Source organism: Bacillus sp. FSL R5-0439, assembly GCF_038008805.1.
Lineage (GTDB): Bacteria > Bacillota > Bacilli > Bacillales > Bacillaceae > Bacillus > Bacillus safensis.
Genome location: NZ_JBBOZW010000001.1, coordinates 1,260,487 through 1,278,255 on the forward strand (window position 1 = coordinate 1,260,487; position 17,769 = coordinate 1,278,255).

Below are 17,769 nucleotides of genomic sequence, written 5' to 3' on the forward strand. Positions count from 1 at the left end.
AAAGGGAGGATCATCAATGACAATTCAAACAAGAACAGTATTTGAAACAGAGCGCCTGAAACTGAGAACGATGAATGAACATGATGCGTCATTTTTATATGACGAGCTGTTCCAAGACGAAGAAGTGATGAAGTATTATCCTTCTTTGAAGGATGAACAGCAGACAAAAGAGTGGATTGCATGGAATCAAAAAAATGACCGCACGTACCACACCTCGCTATGGATCATTGAAGATAAAGAAACAAATGAACGACTTGGACAAAGCGGAATTGTTCTGCAAAACATTGAAGGGCAAACCGAGCTTGAGATCGGCTATATGCTAAAGAAAGCGGCGTGGGGAAATGGCTATGCTGCGGAGGCTGCAAAAGGCTGTCTTACCTATGGATTTGAAGAAATGAAGGTCAGACGGATGATCAGCTTAATACGTCCTGAGAATGAAGCGTCGGTGAAGGTTGCTTTAAAAATGGGTATGAAAAAAGAAAAAACCATTTCAAAATGGGACCAAATCATTGATGTTTACAGCATCACCCGTAACGGAGAAAACGGCTCGCTTACCGAATAAGCAGAGCCGTTTTCTCTTTTATGCACGTTGTTCTAACTGAAGCAGATATTTCTTTCGTTCAATTCCCCCGCCGTAGCCTCCAAGTTCACCACTTGTTTGAATCACGCGGTGGCAAGGAATGATAATCGCCAATTGATTCGCACCATTTGCATTACCAACGGCACGAACCAAATGCGGATCGCCCAGTATTGTGGCTAGATCACGATAGGATCTCGTTTCGCCTGATGGAATGAGTGAGAGCTGCTCCCACACCTTCATTTGAAAAGGGGTGCCATGTAAGGAAAGGGGTACAGTAAACTTGGTCAGCTTTTTCTCAAAATATAAGGCCAATTCCTTTGCTAATTGCTGATGGACGTTTGTTTCTCCAACTAAAATGCGGGCATGATGCTTCTTTCTTGATATTTCAATTTCTTTTTCGAGTCCCCGCCTGTCCATAAACTCCAGTAAATACACATGTGTGGCATCTGTCACGCTGATCATCCGCCCGATCGGTGTGGAAATAAAATTAGCATAGAGAATGTGAATCTGCGCTTTTTTAGGGGGATTTCCCATGATTTTCGTAAATGCATCATTGAAGGCGCTTGAAGATTCATAGCCGAAGGTGACCTGCTGATCAATTACTTTTTTTCCGTTCAAAATTTCTTTAAAGGCAAGTCCCATTCGGCGTGATCTTGCATATTGAACAAAGGTCATGCCGTAAATGTCTTTAAACTTTCTTCGAGCTGTGGCAGAGTGAATCCCTAATTGACGGAAGTCCTCTTCCTTCCAGCGTTTCTCAGGATTTTTTTCTACTGCTGAAACGAGTGTTTTGACTTCTTCAGGAATACTGTTAGGGTATGTTAACGGTGTGCAGCGTTTGCATGGGCGATACCCTGCCAGCAGTGCCTCCTCCGCTGTAAAGAAAAACTCACAGTTTTCATATTTTGGCTTTCTGGCCGTACATGTGGCATGACAGAAAATGCCGGTTGTCTTAATACAGGCAAAGAATGTGCCGTCATATTGCGGATTCTTGTCAACAAGTGCTTGATAAAATTCATGTTTTTGTTCATCGGTCATCATCATATGAATCCACCTCTTGATTTTCTATAAAATGTTTTTCAGCATTCTAAAGTTGATCGTTCATCACATCAATCTTATTTCATTATATCAGCGATGTGATCGTTGCCGTACCCGTACCCGCGCTTTAAGGAAGGCGGAATGAATCTTCTTTCTCGTATGAAAGCATGATAAATATGTCGATCTCCTCCTGTTTTAGTTCATATACTTTAGCTGCTTCTGTTTCATTTCTTCATAAAATGCTTCAACTTCTTGTTCGTAAAGTACGGTCTCCATGTCCTTGTATTTACGCTTGATCGTCAATGTGATAAAAAATAAATGGATTGTCATATATGCTCATTTCCCTTCAGTCCGCAGCACGCGAAACAGCCCGTAAATCTTCTTGATCAGTTAACCTGTTTCTAACACTTAGTATACGGCGGTCCCATAAAAATTCTTTCGAAAAATGAACAAGTATATTTGGCAGAGGAAAGCAAAGTGATAGACCAGTATTTAGGGGTGTGATACAATTTTGACACAGAATCTGCTCTAAGTCAGATCTGCTTATCATGAATTGGTTTTCTAGGGTTCCGTGCGGGTGGCGCAGTCTGGACCGAGAGAAAACACATAGGGTCTAGACAATAGACCGTATGACACGGAGGGATAAAAGCCCGGGAGATTTGATCAAACGATCGATTTCCAGGCTTTTTTTTGTTGGTTGGAATCGTTCAGAAAGGAAGGGATCTAATGAAATGGGGAAATGTCTTGATTGCGGCGATCTTTGAAGTCGGCTGGGTGATGGGATTGAAATATGCTGACTCTTTATTGGAATGGGCCGCAACCATCGTTTGTATTGTCGTCAGCTTTTATTTACTCCTGAGAGCTACGACTGTACTGCCAGTTGGCACACTTTATGCCGTTTTTACCGGACTTGGGACAGCAGGTACTGTCATAGTAGGTATGGTCATGGGGGAGCCGGTACAGCTAGTGAAATTACTTTTAATCATGGTGCTTTTAAGCGGTGTATTAGGGCTCAAACTGACAACAGGAGAAAAGAAAGGAGAGACTGAATCATGAGCTGGCTTTTACTCATTGGGGCAGGCATTTTAGAAATGCTTTGTGTCACCATGATGAATCAATTCCAGAAAGACCGGCATGTCAAATGGATTTTATTTATTGCAGCTGGATTTTCGCTGTCCTTTCTCATGCTCTCTCTTGCGATGAATACAATTCCGATGGGAACGGCGTACGCCATTTGGACAGGTATTGGAGCTGCTGGAGGAGCCATTGTCGGCATGCTGTTTTATGGTGAGTCGAAAGACGCAAAACGTATTTTCTTTATCGCATTGATTTTATCTGCGGCGGTCGGGTTAAAGATTATTGAATAAGAAAAGGGCTGGCATCTGTCTGCCAGCCTTTTTTATTACATCGAATGATGATTGGAATCGTTTTCATTTTTGCGGTAAAGCTGACTCACAAGCAGAAAACAGACACCAAATGTGAGCAAAGGAATGAGTCTTTCACCGGTCATAAATAGATAAATACCTGTGATCAGACATATGATGCCGACCCAAAAGCTCACTTTACCAAACAAAGTCATGCTTTTCATCTCCATCACTCCTTTTGTGATAAAAGGTCTACTCACATTATATCACGCTAGGTGCAGAATTGAATGAATATTCAATAAAAAAAGGGGCTCTTCATTGCTTTTTCTCTTTCCAGTCCAGTATAATATTTCATTAGAATGAAAACGTAAATGAGGTCATGATACATGAGAACATTGATTACAGAGAAACTTGAATTACACAGACAAAAGCACGAGCAAAAAGGCAGACTGCTTGTCAGCTGCCCGGATCAGCCTGGTATTGTATCAGCTGTTTCTTCCTTTTTATTTGAGCACGGAGCGAACATCATTGAATCCAGCCAATATACAACAGATCATGAAAGCGGTCGGTTCTTTTTAAGAATTGAATTTGATTGGAAAGACATTTCGGCCAACTTAGATCAGTTGAAAAATAGCTTTGAGCCAATTGCCGCATCATTTCAAATGACATGGAGCATGTCACGTGCAAGTGATCTGAAAAAGCTGGCGATCTTCGTATCGAAAGAGCTTCATTGTTTAAATGAACTTCTATGGGAATGGCAAAGCGGAAATTTAATGGCTGAAATCGCCGTTGTGATCAGCAATCATGAAACGGCAAAAGATACAGTAGAAGCACTCGGCATCCCATTCCATTTTGTGAAGGCGAATAAAGACATTCGTCAAGAGGCAGAAAAACAGCAGCTTGCTCTATTAGAAAAGTACGACATTGATGCCGTTGTGCTTGCTCGATACATGCAAATTTTAACGCCTAAATTTATTGAAGAGCATCCGAATAAAATCATTAATATTCATCATTCCTTCCTGCCAGCGTTTATTGGTGCAAACCCATACAAGCGGGCATATGAACGGGGCGTCAAATTAATTGGTGCGACTTCTCATTATGTGACCAATGATTTAGATGAAGGACCGATCATTGAACAAGATATTGAGCGTGTAGATCACCGGGATGATGCGGAAGCTCTAAAAAATATTGGCCGGACAATTGAGCGCAGTGTGCTTGCACGTGCTGTCAAATGGCACTTGGAAGATCGAATTATTGTTCATGAGAATAAAACGATTGTCTTTAATTGACCGCTTGACTTTTCTTTAGCAATTGGTGATAATATAAAAAAATTAACGAGCGTTGAAAAGGAATAGTAAGCAGGAACTGATGCGTAAAGAGAGCAAATGATATGCTGAAACATTTGCCGCAGACAGCTGCTGAACCTGCCCTTTGAGCCTTAGAGGAAAAATCTAAGCGCGTGCCTGGCGTTACAGGAGTTGAGTGGAATAAGCATGTCGCATGCTTATTCAATGAAGGTGGTACCACGGAAAATCCCTTTTCGTCCTTTACATAAGGAGAAAAAGGGATTTTTTTGTGCCTAAAGGTATAGCGGAGGGAATCAAGGATGAAAAAGCAAAGGATCGTCATAAAAATTGGCAGCAGTTCATTAACAGAGCAAAAAGGAGCGATTGATGAACAAAAGATGCAGGATCATGTAAGAGCCATAGCAAAGCTCAAAGAAGCAGGGCATGAAATCATTTTAATTTCATCAGGAGCCGTTGCGGCAGGATTTGGAAGCCTAGGCTATCCATCAAGACCTGTGACCTTAAAGGGGAAACAGGCAGCCGCTGCCGTTGGTCAGGGCTTGTTAATGCAAAAATATACAGAGCTTTTTTCACAGTTTCAGATGACACCTGCTCAAATGCTTTTAACACGTAATGACTTTTCAGATCGAACAAGATATCGAAATGCTTACGCAACGATGATGGAGCTGCTGGAAAGAAAGATTTTGCCGATCATAAACGAAAATGATTCAGTTTCCATCGAGGAGCTTACCTTTGGGGATAATGACATGCTGTCAGCTCTTGTCAGTGGATTAATCCATGCAGACCAATTGATCATATTAACAGACATCAATGGCATTTATGATGCAAATCCAAATGAGCATCCTGAGGCGAAGCGGTTTGATGTCCTGACTCACATTTCAGAAGAATTGTTTTCATATGCAAAGAGCACTGGTTCAAAGGTTGGAACAGGCGGAATGAAATCGAAGCTGTCTGCTGCACAAACGGCACTTTCACTTGGTGTGAAAGTCTTCATTGGTACAGGCACTGGGGAAGACAAACTGCTTCGCATTCTTGCGGGTCAAGGTGACGGAACGTATATCGGTGAACAGGATTTATCAGCTGTGAACAACCGCCGTCAATGGATTCAATTCCACTCACCGGTCTCTGGAAAGATCATGATTGATGCAGGAGCGGAAGCGGCGATTTTGCATAATGGTAGAAGTCTTCTTCCGGCAGGAGTCATTGATGTCGCTGGTGACTTTTCTAAAGGAGAGGTTGTAGAAGTCGTCGGGCCAAACGGATTAGTTGGTAAGGGACAAACCTTGTACGCATCCGATGAGCTTCTTGGCATTAAAGGAATGCGAAGTGACGAGCTTTCAAAAGAGAAGCCTGAGGTCATACACCGAGATCACTGGGTACAGCATGTACAAAACTGAGGAGGGAATACGATGAATGAAGTTCTTGAAAAAGCAAAAAAAGCAAGTGTAGCTAAAGATCAGCTGCTTCTAAAAACGACGGAACAAAAAAATGCTGCCTTGCACGCCATTGCAAGTGCACTAAAAGCATCTTCAGCTTATTTAATAGAGGAGAACCAAAAGGATGTTCAAGCGGCTGAGGAAAAGCAGTTCACGCCATCTGTCATTGACCGGATCACACTCACGGAAGAGAGAATTGAAGCCATTGCAGACGCGACCCTTCAACTCATTCAGCTAAAAGACCCAATTGGTGAAACGTTAGAAACCATTCAAAAAGAAAACGGTCTATTCATCGAAAAGGTCCGTGTACCGCTTGGAACGGTTGGTATGATTTATGAAGCAAGACCAAATGTGACAGTCGATGCTGCGACCCTTTGCTTGAAAACTGGCAATGCTGTGATTCTGCGCGGAAGCTCATCTGCTATTCATAGTAATAAAGCGATTGTAAAGGTGATTCATGAAGCGCTTCATACGACGGATATTCCAGTAGACAGTGTGCAATTGATTGAAGATACTGGCCGTGAAACGGCGAAAACACTGTTCACCTTAAATGAATACCTCGATGTCCTCATTCCGCGCGGAGGGAAGAATTTAATTGATCTTGTAGTGAGAGAGTCTACTGTGCCGGTGCTTGAGACAGGTGCAGGAAATTGTCATATCTACATTGATGAAACAGCGAAAAACGAAATGGCTGAGCGGATTGTGCTGAATGCCAAAACCCAAAGACCATCTGTTTGTAATGCGATTGAGAGCATTGTCATTCATGAAACTTGGGCAAAAACCTACGGTGCTTCGTTATTTGAAGCCCTTCAATCAAATGGGGTAGAAATACGCGGTGATGAAGCCGTTTGCGCGCTTGCTCCTAGTGCTGCATTAGCGACAACTGAGGACTATGCAACGGAGTTTTTAGCACCGATTGTCAGCATTAAAATAGTAAAAAACTTAGAAGAAGCGATTCAGCATATTCAAACATATAGCTCTAAGCACTCTGAAGCGATCATTACAGAAAATGATGAACATGCAGCCCTTTTCTTAACAGCTGTCGATGCAGCCGCTGTTTATCATAATGCTTCTACTCGTTTCACAGATGGATTTGAATTTGGTTATGGAGCGGAAATAGGTATTAGTACACAAAAACTTCATGCAAGAGGACCAATGGGTCTGCCAGCCTTAACGTCTGAAAAATTTGTCATTCGTGGTCAAGGACAAATAAGAGAATAACGAATTCAAAAGAGAGTCTTGTGACAACAGGCTCTCTTTTTCCTTTCATTTTTGTATTTCTCCGGTCAAGTATGATAAAATATGGTAATGTTTTATATTTTGAGAAGATTGGAGAAGGCAACGTATGGCGAAAATCATTCCCTCTTCGGATATTGGAGTGAAAATCAACAAGTGGTATGAATTAATCCGCAGATTTGATTCAGAACAAGCAGAACAGTTAAAACAGGAAATTCGCACCTCTCTTGATTCAATGGAAGAAGATCAGAATTTGCTTCTCTATTTTTCTTTAATGGAATTTCGGCATGAGGTCATGCTCGATTATTTAAAGCCATTAAAGGAAGGAAAGCTTCGCGCCAACTTTTCCGAGCTTTCGAAAGAAATAGATGAGCATCAAACGCATGTCACAGGCATGCTTGAATACTACTATCATTTTTTCAGAGGCATGTATGAATTCGGACGGAGGGAGTATATTGCTGCCATATCGTCTTATCAAAAGGCAGAGCACAAGCTTTCTTTTGTATCAGATGATATTGAACGTGCGGAATTTCATTTTAAAATGTCAGAAATATATTACCACATGAAACAAACGCATATCTCGATGCACCATGCTAAACTAGCGCTGGATGTTTATGTTCAGCATGAACTGTATGCGCTTCGCACCATTCAGTGTCAATTTATTGTGGCCGGTAACTACGATGATATGAGAAGGCATGAAAAAGCATTACCACATCTCGAAAGAGCACTTGCGAGATCAAGAGAGTTTCAGAATGTGCGTTTTATTGCCTCCTCTTTATTTAATATGGGCAACAGTTATTACCGAATGGGAGACTTAGGCCGCGCACTCGAATTAATGAAAGAATCCATCTCGTTATTTGATCAAAATCAATCCGATCATCTTCGTCGATCTATAGACCCTCTTTATACAGCCGCTCAGATATTATACAAACAAGGAAAACACGAAGAAGCATTACACTACAGAGAAGAATGTATGAAGCGAGCAGAAGCTCTTCAAGATGACATTCATATTCAGAAAACCATATTTCTAGAAGCATTGTATTTAAGACAAGATGCGGAGCATATGAAACAAATTTTCCATTTTTTAGAGTCTGCCTATGCATATCCTGATATAGAGGAGCTGGCATTAGATACCGCAAAGTATTATAATGAAATGGGGGATTATGAAAAATCTTCCATGTTCTATGGGGAAGCGGAACATGCGCGAATCTATATTCAGAGAGGGGATTGTTTATATGAATTTTAAAAAATGGGCAGTCGTCTGTACAAGCATCACCATCATGGCATTGTGGCTGGCAGCAGCAAATGCCGATCCAGATAACAGAAACCATACGCTAGAACAACCGAATCCACAGCATGACACGATCTAAAAGCCCTTGTTAAAGGGCTTTTTTTATGTCTAACAATTTTGGGACATGCTCATAAAAAGGGTTCAGGGAGGAAAACTTAAAAAAGAGTATTTATTGATTGACTCCGCAATTTAAATTGTGTACAATTCAATTGTAGAAAATATTATTGGAGAGAAAGAGGGTTATATTCATGTCAGACGTTTTATTTACAGCAACGGTATCAGCTGTCGGAGGAAGAGAAGGAAAGGTTGTTTCAACAGATGGTGTACTTGAGCATGATGTAGCAATGCCTGGAACACCAAGAGCAAAAAAACTTGAAAAAGCAACAAACCCAGAGCAATTATTCGCAGCAGGCTACTCTGCATGTTTTGATTCTGCCCTTCAAATGGTAGCAAGACAAGAGCGTATCCGTTTTGAAAGTGAAGTAACAGCACATGTCAGCTTATTAAAAGACAGTTCAGATGGCGGCTTCAAACTAGGCGTTCAATTAGAAGTAAAGGGAACTGGCATTGAGCAGTCAGCATTAGAAGAACTTGTTCATAAAGCACACGGTGTATGTCCATATTCAAAAGCAACTCAAGGAAATATCGAAGTAGAACTAGTAGCTGTCGCACAATAATTAGACATCAATAAAAGGCTGAGGGGATCGTTCCCTCAGCCTTTTGGTTGTGTTAAATTTTGCAAAAGCTCATGTAAAGAGGCGCGCAGTATTTTTAGCTCTTCTTCTGATCTGCCTGTCCCAGTCAGCATGTGAGACGGAATTGCAGTAGCCTTTTCCTTTAGCTGTTCTCCATATTCCGTTAAACGAATTTGCACAGACCGCTCATCCTCTTTCGAGCGTTCTCGGATAATGAGTCCGTTTTGCTCCATTCGTTTCAGCATGGGTGTGAGTGTACCGGAGTCTAAATAGAGAAGCTCTCCCATCGTTTTCACATTTAATGTTCCATGCTCCCACAATAAAAGCAGTGCCAAATATTGCGGATACGTAATGTTTAATTCTTCTAATAACGGTTTATACTGCTTCGTCATCTCTCGTGAACTTGCATATAACAAGAAACAAAGCTGATTTTCCAGCTTCATATGTTCAAATTCATTTGTCATGTCAGTCACCAACTATTTTTTGTCATACTTATCATTGTATAAGATTTTCTTCCTTTTTAAAATAAATACAGACGAAAAATGAAAAATTGTTCAATGTGCGATAAATGTTTGAGAAATGAATAGAACGTGAAAAGGATCAATAGATAAAGGAGGAGATGAAGATGAAACCATTATTCACAGCAAAAGTAAAGGCGCAGCATGGAAGAGCTGGACATGTTCGTTCAGAAGATGGTGTGCTCGATCATAACATTGTCATGCCTAACGCAAAGAAAGATGGAGAGACTGGTACAAACCCAGAGCAATTATTTGCAGCAGGCTATGCAGCTTGTTTCGGAGGAGCACTTGAACAGGTAGCCAAGAAGCAAGGGATAGAAATTGAATCGGAAGTAGAAGGACATGTCAGTCTTTTAAAAGATGAAAGCGACGGCGGCTTTAAGCTTGGCGTAAAGCTGATTGTGTCTGCGAAAGGTCATGATCATGACAAAGTGAAAGAGCTTGTCCATGCTGCACATGAATTCTGTCCATATTCAAAAGCAACAAGAGGGAACATTGAAGTAGAGCTTGAAGTGGCGGAGTAATAGTAGAAGACACCTGCTTACGAGCAGGTGTCTCAGCGTGTAGACAAACCCTCGCATTCATTGTCAGGTCTGCGCTCCGGTGCTCATGAATGTCGAATTCGCTCCGCTCCGGTGCTCGCCCTTCCTAGACTTCAAAGGTTTTTTATCACGCTGAATAGAAGACAAAGGGCTAAAATAAAAACCATTTTAGCCCTTTGTCAACAATTCGCAACACCTGCTTACGAGCAGGTGTCTTTTTTTAATATTCTTTCTTTTTATCGTATGCTTCCCATGCTTCAAATGGCGCAAGGGTTTTTTGAGGTGTCAGCTTGTAAAATGGTATATTTCTTGATTCGTATTCTTTGTTGATTTCTTCATAAATAAACGAGTCATCAAAACCAGCATCCGCTGCATCCTGATGTCCAGCAGCAAAATACACCGCTTTTGGTCTAGCCCAGTAAATAGCGCCAAGGCACATCGGACAAGGCTCGCAGCTTGTGTATAGAGTGCAATCTTCTAATTGGTATGTATGTAGAGTTTGGCATGCATTTCGAATGGCTGTGACTTCTGCATGTGCGGTAGGGTCATTACTCGTTGTCACATTGTTGCTTCCCTCTGCAATAATCTGACCATCCTTGACAATGACTGCTCCAAAAGGGCCGCCAGTTCCACTATTGACTCCTTCTACTGCAAGATCAATTGCGCGTTGTAAAAAATCTTCGTGATTCATTGTCTTCCTCCCTTTGTTCGACTGACTTCTCTAGTATAAACGAATCATGCTAGAAAAGAAATCTTCATAGTAGAAGATCGAACAGGCCAATTTGCACATAAAAAACCCCTGCCACGTTCAGCAGGGGAGAGGTATTCAATTATGCGTGCTGCGCCAGCTTTTTACGAGCGACTTCAGCAGCTGTGACCATGTTTTTCAAAGCAGCAATGGTTTCAGGCTCTTGTCTAGTTTTTAGACCGCAATCCGGATTCACCCAGAAGCGATCTGTTGGACAAACGTTCAGCGCATCATCAATGATTTCGCTCATTTCTTCAACAGATGGAACGCGCGGGCTATGGATGTCATAAACGCCTAGTCCAAGTCCTTTCAAATACGGGTGCTTTTCTAAGTAATCGAGGAATCCGCCATGACTGCGTGAATGTTCAATTGTAATCACGTCAGCATCCAAGTCTTCGATCGTATCGACAATATCCTCGAAGTTACTGTAGCACATATGTGTATGAATTTGTGTGTCATTTTGAACGGATGATGTGGATAAACGGAATGACTCTGCTGCCCAGTTTAAATATTCTGCCCAATCACTTTCTTTGAGCGGAAGTCCTTCTCTTAGCGCAGGCTCATCCACTTGGATCACTTGAATACCAGCTGCCTCTAAAGCTTCTACCTCTTTACGCAAAGCGAAAGCGATTTGGAAAGCAATGTCTTTTCGAGAGATATCCGTTCTTGGGAAAGACCAGTTTAAGATGGTAACAGGTCCTGTCAGCATTCCTTTAACTTTTTTCTCTGTTAAACTTTGTGCGTAAACTGTCTCTTTCACTGTCATTGGCTCTGTAAACTCTACATCTCCATAAATGATTGGCGGTTTCACGCAGCGTGATCCATAGGATTGTACCCAAGCAAATTTTGTAAAGGCAAATCCGGCTAGCTTTTCACCGAAGTATTCAACCATGTCTGTCCGTTCAAATTCTCCATGTACGAGCACATCCAGGCCAATTTCTTCTTGAATATCAATCCATCGTTTTGTTTCTTTCTTAATAAATTCATCATACTCTGCATCTGTCCACTCATTTTTGCGCCACTTTTGACGAGCACTGCGCACTTCGGCAGACTGCGGGAAGCTGCCAATCGTTGTGGTTGGAAGAAGCGGGAGCTCAAGAGATTCGTTTTGGATACGCAGGCGTTCTTCAAAGGCAACTGGACGTTTAAAATCTTTCGATGAAAGATTGTTGCGTTCCGCTGTGAGATCCGCATTTGTTCCTTTTGCGAACTCTTTTAAGGTAAGAAGTGCTTGTGCTGCTTCGTTAATGTCGGCATCAATGGCAGCTGCTCCTTTTGTTAAACCTTCTTTTAATAATGTCAATTCAGCCAGCTTTTCAGTGGCATAAGATAGTCCGTTTAATAGTTTTTCTTCAAGCTGTTCACTTGGGTGTTTGGCAACTGGTACATGCAGTAAGCTGCTTGATGGCTGCAGCCACACTTCTTTCGGCTGAGCCTCAGCAATGACTTCAGAAATAAAGGATAATCTTTCCCCAAGATCTGATCTCCAAATATTTCTTCCATCAATGATGCCAGCTGCTAAAATTTTATCTTTCGGGAAGCCGTGCTTTTTCACTTGATCCAGGTTGCGCCCTTGATCATGGACAAAATCAAGACCGATTGCTTCAACAGGATATGTGACAAGCTCTTCATACGCATCTACTGAATCAAAGTAGGTTTGAAGAAGAATGTTCAAGCCAGGTACGGCTTCTTTGATCGTTTGATAAATTTCTTTTACGGATTTTACGTCTTCACTTGAAGCTGTGACAAGTGCAGGTTCATCAATTTGAACCCATTTGACACCGGCTTCTTCAAGTTCTTTTAAAAGCTGCGTATAAAGCGGCACTAGACGCTGCTGGATTTCTTTCACTTCATTTGCTTCATAACCTTTAGAAAGTGAGACAAATGTATAAAGACCAAGTACAACCGGTTTTGTTTCAACACCAAATGCCTTTTTCACCTTTTCGTAAGCTTCAAGCGGTTTGTTGTGTGTGAGTTTAAATTCTGTGCTTTTTTCGTATTCTGGAACGATGTAGTGATAGTTTGTATTAAACCATTTTGTCATTTCACTTGAGACGGCATCTTTTGTCCCTCTTGCCATCGCGAAGTATGTATCTAGCGGGTCTTTTAAGCTGCGGAAGCGCTCTGGAATCCAATTGAACATAACAGCAGTATCCAGTACGTGATCATAGAAGGTAAAGTCTCCAGAAGGTACAACATCAATTTGTTGATCGATTTGTGTTTTAATGGCAGTTAAAAATTGTTCATCCAGTGTGCCTAAGAGGGTTTCGCGGTCTGTTTGACCTTTCCAGTAAGACTCAAGTGCTTTTTTCCATTCTCTGTTTAAACCAATTCGCGGAAAGCCTAGATTACTTGTTTTAACAATTGTCAATTCCAATTCCTCCTCTAAATATAAAAAGACATTTACGCTCATGATCAAGATTGATGAGGTAAATGTCTGGTTTAAAAGACAAAATGTGTGTGCGAAATAAGGCGTGAGTATCACCGACGCTTTTCCGACATCTCCTATCAACCGTAGGGGGTTTGATGTGATAGAGCGGCTGGTATCCTGGCTGGTGAATCTGCAAGCTTTTCATCCTTCCCATCCTAATGACAGTGGATTACTGAGAAAAGCTCTCCTCACTCACAGTGGCGGGACCGCGCCGGATTTTCACCGGTCTTCCCAATTAAAATTCGACGTGTAATCGAATTACCGACTCTCAAACTATGAATTTATTGTGTTCGATTATATAACGTTCACTTCATTTCGTCAAAGTAAATTTTGAATAATTTTAATTAAAAAAATCCTGAGAAAATTCTTACTTTTCTCAGGATCTCTATTTAAGCTATAGAGATAAAAGATCTGCTTCCAATGTTTTTTCTAAAAGGACATCAGGCGCAGTTAAATATAAAAATCCATTCCCTACAAGGGCTTTCGACTGTTTTAATGGAAGGGTTCTTCTGACAAGCTGAGCATAGATCTCAGGCTCTGTCAGCTTGCGCTGGAACGCTTCTTCTTCGGCATTTTTAATAATGGCTAGTGCACCGCTTACGTGAGGGGCAGCCATTGAAGTCCCTGTGAGTCTGCCATATTTATGGTTAGGGAGAGTGGATAAAATGTCTTCTCCTGGAGCGACGAGGTCGATTTCTTTATTGGCATTAGAAAATTCAGAGGATTCTCTAGCAAGGGAAACAGAACCGACGGCAATGACCTCATTGTATGCTGCTGGGTAGGAGAACTCTTCCGTACGCTCGTCCCCGTCCCCTTCATTTCCTGCTGCGCAAACAACAAGCACACCGCTTTTCACCGCATTTTGAATGGCTTCCTGCAGGGCTGGCTCATTGCTTGGACCACCGAGAGACATGGAGATAATATCAACCTTCTGCTCTGCAGCATAGTTGATGCCATCAATGATCCATTCATATTTTCCGCTGCCATTTTCACCGCCAAGAACTTTCACGATGAGCAGCTTGGCTTCAGGGGCAACCCCTAAAATTCCGCCATTTTGATCTGTTGCGGCAATCGTTCCTGCTACATGGGTACCATGCCCATTGTAGTCTTTGACATTTTCAGCATCTCCATCGTCATCATCGGTAAAGTTCTTTCCTCCGATAATCTGATCTTTTAAGTCGGGATGCTCTGTGTCACAGCCTGTATCAAGGACAGCAATGGTTATGCCTTTTCCTTTGAAGCCACTTGACCAAAGTTCGGGTGCTTTAATCTCCTGAATACTTTCCGGCGTCTCTTTCGCTTCCATCACATTGGCTTTTACTTCATACGGAATTAAGCGAATTTCACCTTTCATAAGAAAGCCCTCCTTATTTTGTTTTCAAAGTAGATTCAGGCTGCATAATGTTATTGTATAAAAGAAACTTTTGATCGGAAAGGGTCAATTGTAATAATTTTTCAAATAATCAATCTATTATCAAAAGTGCAGTTCTCCTCACTTATTGACGAAAGAGCTCACCTTTTGAAGAAAACTCTTGATATCATATGAAAAAGAAGGAAATGCTGCATAGTGAGGTTGCACCTGTACAGATGAAAATGGGTGAATAGAACTAAAATAGGCAGATTGAAAAAGAATCAATAGATGAAAGAAGAGAAGAAAATAGATAAACCATGAGAGCAGAATATTGCTTTTCAATGATAATTTTATAAAGAATAAGAAATGTAAAAAGTATTTGACATTTAAGGGACTAATGCTATGATTATAAATGTAAAGAATATTTGACATTTTATTTGAAAGGGGACTAAAGATTGGATTACGTAAAGGTTGTCTATTCAGTTATAATATTATTGATCGGATTGTTCATTTTGATCACTTCGATGATTCAAAAGGGTGATGAACGAAAGAGATTTATTTACTCGAAAGCTCAATCTTATGCGTTTATTGTGGTTTTCGGTATGCTTTTATTAGAAGTCGCACAAAATATTTTTCTAACGATTCAAGGGAACTCAAATCAGGGGATTGGGATTTCACCTATCGCGTTCCTGTCTGTGGTTTCAATAATATATGTATTCACATTCCTCATTTACAGAAAAAAATATGGTGATTAAATGCAGAATCATATTAGAGAGCTAAGAAAATCTAATAAATTGTCTCAAGAAGAATTAGCTAAACTTTGTAAGGTGTCGAGACAAACCATTAATGCGATCGAAAATGATAAATATGACCCCACTTTGCAATTAGCTTTTGACATAGCTTTTGTTTTAGGAACTTCAGTAGATCAGCTCTTTGTCAGCAGACCTATAAAAAAGTAAACAGGCCTCAAGATGAGGTCTTTTTTTGAGTGGTTAGCCGTTTTATTTTCCTTTCAATTGATGTGCGGTTACTGTGTTAAAAAACAACTTCATTCAATATATTTCTTCTTTTATGAAAAAATAGATGTGAAGATTGTGACTGTTCCAAATGAGAAAGGCAACATATAATAATGGAAAGACAAGCTTGCCTTTCAGATAGGAGAGATAGAGATGAACAAAGGGAAGATACTCGTAGTCGAAGATGAAAAGAAAATCGCAAGGGTGCTGTCACTTGAACTTGAATATGAAGGATATGAGGTGACAGTCAAAGAGACAGGAATGGCCGGCCTTCAGGCTCTTGAAGAAGACAGCTTCGATTTGGTGCTGCTTGACGTCATGCTTCCAGAGTTAAGTGGTCTTGAAGTGCTGAGAAGGGTTCGAAAGACAAATACAGCGACACCTATTATTTTGATTACAGCAAGGGGGAGTGTCCCTGATAAAGTAAGCGGGCTCGATCTTGGGGCGAATGATTATATAACAAAACCTTTTGACATAGAAGAATTATTAGCACGAATTCGCGCGCAGCTAAGACTGAATATACATGCACAAGAAGAAAAGGAGACAGAGCTGAGCATAGCAGATTTAACGGTCAACGAGAAAACAAGAGAAATACAAAGGGCTGGGCAAATGCTTGAACTCACGCCGAGAGAATATGATCTGCTTGTCCACTTACTGAACCATCAGCAGCAAGTGCTCACAAGAGATCAGCTTTTAACAGCGGTTTGGGGTTTTGATTATTTTGGTGATACAAACGTGGTTGATGTCTATATCCGTTATTTAAGGAAAAAAATCGATTACCCATTCGAAAAACAGCTGATTCACACAGTGAGAGGTGTGGGTTATGTGATGAAAGGATAAAGAATGAGATTAAAAAATAAGATTCAGCTTTATACGTCGTTGTCTTTGTTTTTAATGGTGCTCTTGTTTCATACAGCCATTTATTTTATTTTTTCGATGACCTTGACGCAAAAAGATATGTCCCGTTTGTCTGAGGTGGCTGAAAATATTGCCATTGCTTTAAAAAAATCAGAGGAAGAGGGTCTTCCGTCCTCGGAGCTGCTGAAGGCGTATCTGCCTCAAAATGGCATGATCCGTGTCGTGACAGAATCGGAAGAGTCAAAACTGACTGTCACAAAGGAATCAACGTTTAGCTCACTGCCTTTTACATACGAATCTGGCCAGACGGCTGAAATCAAAGAATACAATAAGCATATGGTTGCGTTCGCTGCTATTCCGGTCATTTGGACAAATGGTGAGATTATGTCGCTTCAAGTATATGAAGAAATCGAAAATACGGAAGAGAACTTAGCGTTATTAAAAATGATTTTAATCACAACCGGCGTTTTGTTTATTGTGCTTTCCTATTTTGCTGGCCACGTGTTAACAAAGCAAATTGTCCGGCCGATTAGCAGAATAACGAGTACCATGAAGGCAAGTATGAAAGAGAAGGCGTTTAAACGAATTGAATTAACAGGCGATTCAAAGGATGAACTATATCAAATGGGACAAACCTTTAATGAAATGTCCGAGATTCTCGAGAAGCATTATGAAAAAGAACAGCAATTTTTGCATGATGCCTCTCATGAATTAAAGACTCCGATTACCGTCATTATGAGCTACAGCAATTTACTAAAACGCTGGGGGCAAACACGTCCAGAGGTTGTAGAAGAATCTTCCCAAGCGATTCATGATGAAGCGAAAAAAATGAAAAGACTGACAGATCAATTACTGACATTGGCGAAAAACGGTCAGCCGTTATACTTGGATATGAAGCCGGTTGATCTTGGTCATTTGTGCAAGCAGCTATGTCATACACTTGAAGTGGCCACCAATCGAACGATCCAATTCCATGTGCAGACAGATCAGCCGCTGATCGCAGAAGGAGACGAAGAGAAAATCAAACAGCTTTTGACCATCTTAATTGATAATGCGGTCAAATATAGTAGAGAGCCAGTTGATGTGACCTGCGGATGGGCAGGAGACAAGCCGTTTATTTCAGTGATTGATCAAGGAATCGGTATAAAAGAAGAGGATCTGCCGAAAATCTTTGACCGCTTTTTCCGTGTGGATGAAGCGAGAAACAGCGAGACGGGCGGAACCGGTCTTGGTCTTTCAATTGCGAAGCAAATTGCAGAAGAACATGGGGCCGAGCTGAAGGTAGACAGCCGTATCGGCGAAGGGACAGCCATGACCATTCTTTTTCAGAAATGAATGGGTCTTTTCTCATCAATTTC

At 41.1% G+C, this 17,769-nt stretch carries 20 protein-coding genes, 2 riboswitches and 1 other annotated feature; of the genes, 13 read left to right on the forward strand and 7 right to left on the reverse strand.

What is annotated here, in order from left to right; translation table 11 throughout:
* Nucleotides 1-16: 16 nt before the first annotated feature.
* Nucleotides 17-562 carry a GNAT family N-acetyltransferase gene (locus NST59_RS06320; protein ID WP_064498356.1) on the forward strand — a complete coding sequence of 182 codons (546 nt, stop codon included), beginning with the start codon at nt 17-19 and terminating at the stop codon, nt 560-562.
* Nucleotides 563-580: 18 nt separating this feature from the next.
* Here NST59_RS06320 and NST59_RS06325 read toward each other — a convergent pair whose 3' ends face one another.
* The gene (locus NST59_RS06325; RefSeq protein ID WP_341040525.1) at nt 581-1,624 is read right to left on the reverse strand and encodes a bifunctional transcriptional activator/DNA repair enzyme AdaA; all 1,044 of its coding nucleotides are present in this window, start codon (nt 1,622-1,624) and stop codon (nt 581-583) included.
* Nucleotides 1,625-1,813: 189 nt separating this feature from the next.
* Entirely contained in the window at nt 1,814-1,948 is a 135-nt protein-coding gene (locus tag NST59_RS06330) for a YrzI family small protein (protein WP_080652936.1), read from the reverse strand.
* Nucleotides 1,949-2,168: 220 nt separating this feature from the next.
* Nucleotides 2,169-2,277, forward strand: a riboswitch (guanidine-I (ykkC/yxkD leader).
* A gap of 67 nt (nt 2,278-2,344) precedes the next feature.
* Between NST59_RS06330 and NST59_RS06335 the strand changes: the two genes are divergently transcribed.
* Together NST59_RS06335 and NST59_RS06340 are read left to right on the forward strand one after the other, a co-directional pair.
* A complete protein-coding gene (locus NST59_RS06335) occupies nt 2,345-2,674 on the forward strand; it encodes a DMT family transporter (protein WP_059376890.1) in 330 nt (109 codons plus the stop codon).
* Nucleotides 2,671-2,985 carry a DMT family transporter gene (locus NST59_RS06340; protein WP_024424636.1) on the forward strand — a complete coding sequence of 105 codons (315 nt, stop codon included), beginning with the start codon at nt 2,671-2,673 and terminating at the stop codon, nt 2,983-2,985. The genes NST59_RS06335 and NST59_RS06340 overlap by 4 nt, the downstream gene beginning before the upstream one ends.
* A gap of 35 nt (nt 2,986-3,020) precedes the next feature.
* On the opposite strand, the gene NST59_RS06345 is transcribed toward NST59_RS06340, so the two are convergent.
* Nucleotides 3,021-3,206 (reverse strand): hypothetical protein, encoded by a 186-nt coding sequence (locus NST59_RS06345; protein ID WP_126681736.1) that lies wholly within the window; start codon nt 3,204-3,206, stop codon nt 3,021-3,023.
* 162 nt (nt 3,207-3,368) lie between these two features.
* Between NST59_RS06345 and purU the strand changes: the two genes are divergently transcribed.
* The 6 genes from purU (at nt 3,369) to NST59_RS06375 (ending at nt 8,929) form a co-directional block, all read left to right on the forward strand.
* Entirely contained in the window at nt 3,369-4,271 is a 903-nt protein-coding gene (purU, locus tag NST59_RS06350; protein WP_039178002.1) for a formyltetrahydrofolate deformylase, read from the forward strand.
* Nucleotides 4,272-4,314: 43 nt separating this feature from the next.
* Nucleotides 4,315-4,533: a binding site (T-box leader), on the forward strand.
* Between the two features lie 55 nt (nt 4,534-4,588).
* Nucleotides 4,589-5,686 (forward strand): glutamate 5-kinase, encoded by a 1,098-nt coding sequence (gene proB / locus NST59_RS06355; RefSeq protein ID WP_039178004.1) that lies wholly within the window; start codon nt 4,589-4,591, stop codon nt 5,684-5,686.
* Nucleotides 5,687-5,698: 12 nt separating this feature from the next.
* Complete coding sequence (locus NST59_RS06360; RefSeq protein ID WP_039178006.1) at nt 5,699-6,946, forward strand: glutamate-5-semialdehyde dehydrogenase; 1,248 nt, start codon at nt 5,699-5,701, stop codon at nt 6,944-6,946.
* Nucleotides 6,947-7,070: 124 nt separating this feature from the next.
* Nucleotides 7,071-8,207, forward strand: coding sequence for a Rap family tetratricopeptide repeat protein (locus NST59_RS06365; RefSeq protein WP_058838957.1), 1,137 nt, complete (start codon nt 7,071-7,073; stop codon nt 8,205-8,207).
* Nucleotides 8,197-8,331 (forward strand): hypothetical protein, encoded by a 135-nt coding sequence (locus NST59_RS06370; RefSeq protein WP_024424642.1) that lies wholly within the window; start codon nt 8,197-8,199, stop codon nt 8,329-8,331. Before NST59_RS06365 ends, NST59_RS06370 begins: the two co-directional genes overlap by 11 nt.
* A gap of 169 nt (nt 8,332-8,500) precedes the next feature.
* Nucleotides 8,501-8,929: an organic hydroperoxide resistance protein gene (locus tag NST59_RS06375; RefSeq protein WP_024424643.1), complete on the forward strand. Its 429-nt coding sequence runs from the start codon at nt 8,501-8,503 to the stop codon at nt 8,927-8,929.
* Between the two features lie 35 nt (nt 8,930-8,964).
* On the opposite strand, the gene NST59_RS06380 is transcribed toward NST59_RS06375, so the two are convergent.
* A complete protein-coding gene (locus NST59_RS06380; protein ID WP_039178012.1) occupies nt 8,965-9,411 on the reverse strand; it encodes a MarR family winged helix-turn-helix transcriptional regulator in 447 nt (148 codons plus the stop codon).
* A gap of 161 nt (nt 9,412-9,572) precedes the next feature.
* On the opposite strand from NST59_RS06380, the gene NST59_RS06385 reads away from it, so the two are divergent.
* Nucleotides 9,573-9,989: an organic hydroperoxide resistance protein gene (locus NST59_RS06385; protein WP_034281509.1), complete on the forward strand. Its 417-nt coding sequence runs from the start codon at nt 9,573-9,575 to the stop codon at nt 9,987-9,989.
* Between the two features lie 238 nt (nt 9,990-10,227).
* On the opposite strand, the gene NST59_RS06390 is transcribed toward NST59_RS06385, so the two are convergent.
* The 3 genes from NST59_RS06390 to NST59_RS06400 form a co-directional block, all read right to left on the reverse strand.
* Nucleotides 10,228-10,698, reverse strand: a complete 471-nt coding sequence (locus NST59_RS06390) for a nucleoside deaminase (RefSeq protein WP_039178016.1) — start codon at nt 10,696-10,698, stop codon at nt 10,228-10,230.
* Between the two features lie 139 nt (nt 10,699-10,837).
* Nucleotides 10,838-13,126 (reverse strand): 5-methyltetrahydropteroyltriglutamate--homocysteine S-methyltransferase, encoded by a 2,289-nt coding sequence (gene metE / locus NST59_RS06395; RefSeq protein ID WP_144490636.1) that lies wholly within the window; start codon nt 13,124-13,126, stop codon nt 10,838-10,840.
* Between the two features lie 150 nt (nt 13,127-13,276).
* Nucleotides 13,277-13,468, reverse strand: a riboswitch (cobalamin riboswitch).
* Nucleotides 13,469-13,580: 112 nt separating this feature from the next.
* Nucleotides 13,581-14,540, reverse strand: coding sequence for a S8 family peptidase (locus NST59_RS06400; protein WP_039178019.1), 960 nt, complete (start codon nt 14,538-14,540; stop codon nt 13,581-13,583).
* 752 nt (nt 14,541-15,292) lie between these two features.
* Between NST59_RS06400 and NST59_RS06405 the strand changes: the two genes are divergently transcribed.
* The 3 genes from NST59_RS06405 to NST59_RS06415 all read left to right on the forward strand — a co-directional run bounded on the left by NST59_RS06405 (nt 15,293) and on the right by NST59_RS06415 (nt 17,746).
* Nucleotides 15,293-15,496, forward strand: coding sequence for a helix-turn-helix transcriptional regulator (locus NST59_RS06405; RefSeq protein ID WP_039178022.1), 204 nt, complete (start codon nt 15,293-15,295; stop codon nt 15,494-15,496).
* A gap of 210 nt (nt 15,497-15,706) precedes the next feature.
* The gene (locus NST59_RS06410) at nt 15,707-16,393 is read left to right on the forward strand and encodes a response regulator transcription factor (protein WP_039178024.1); all 687 of its coding nucleotides are present in this window, start codon (nt 15,707-15,709) and stop codon (nt 16,391-16,393) included.
* Nucleotides 16,394-16,396: 3 nt separating this feature from the next.
* Entirely contained in the window at nt 16,397-17,746 is a 1,350-nt protein-coding gene (locus NST59_RS06415) for a sensor histidine kinase (protein ID WP_144491157.1), read from the forward strand.
* The last annotated feature ends 23 nt before the right edge of the window (nt 17,747-17,769 follow it).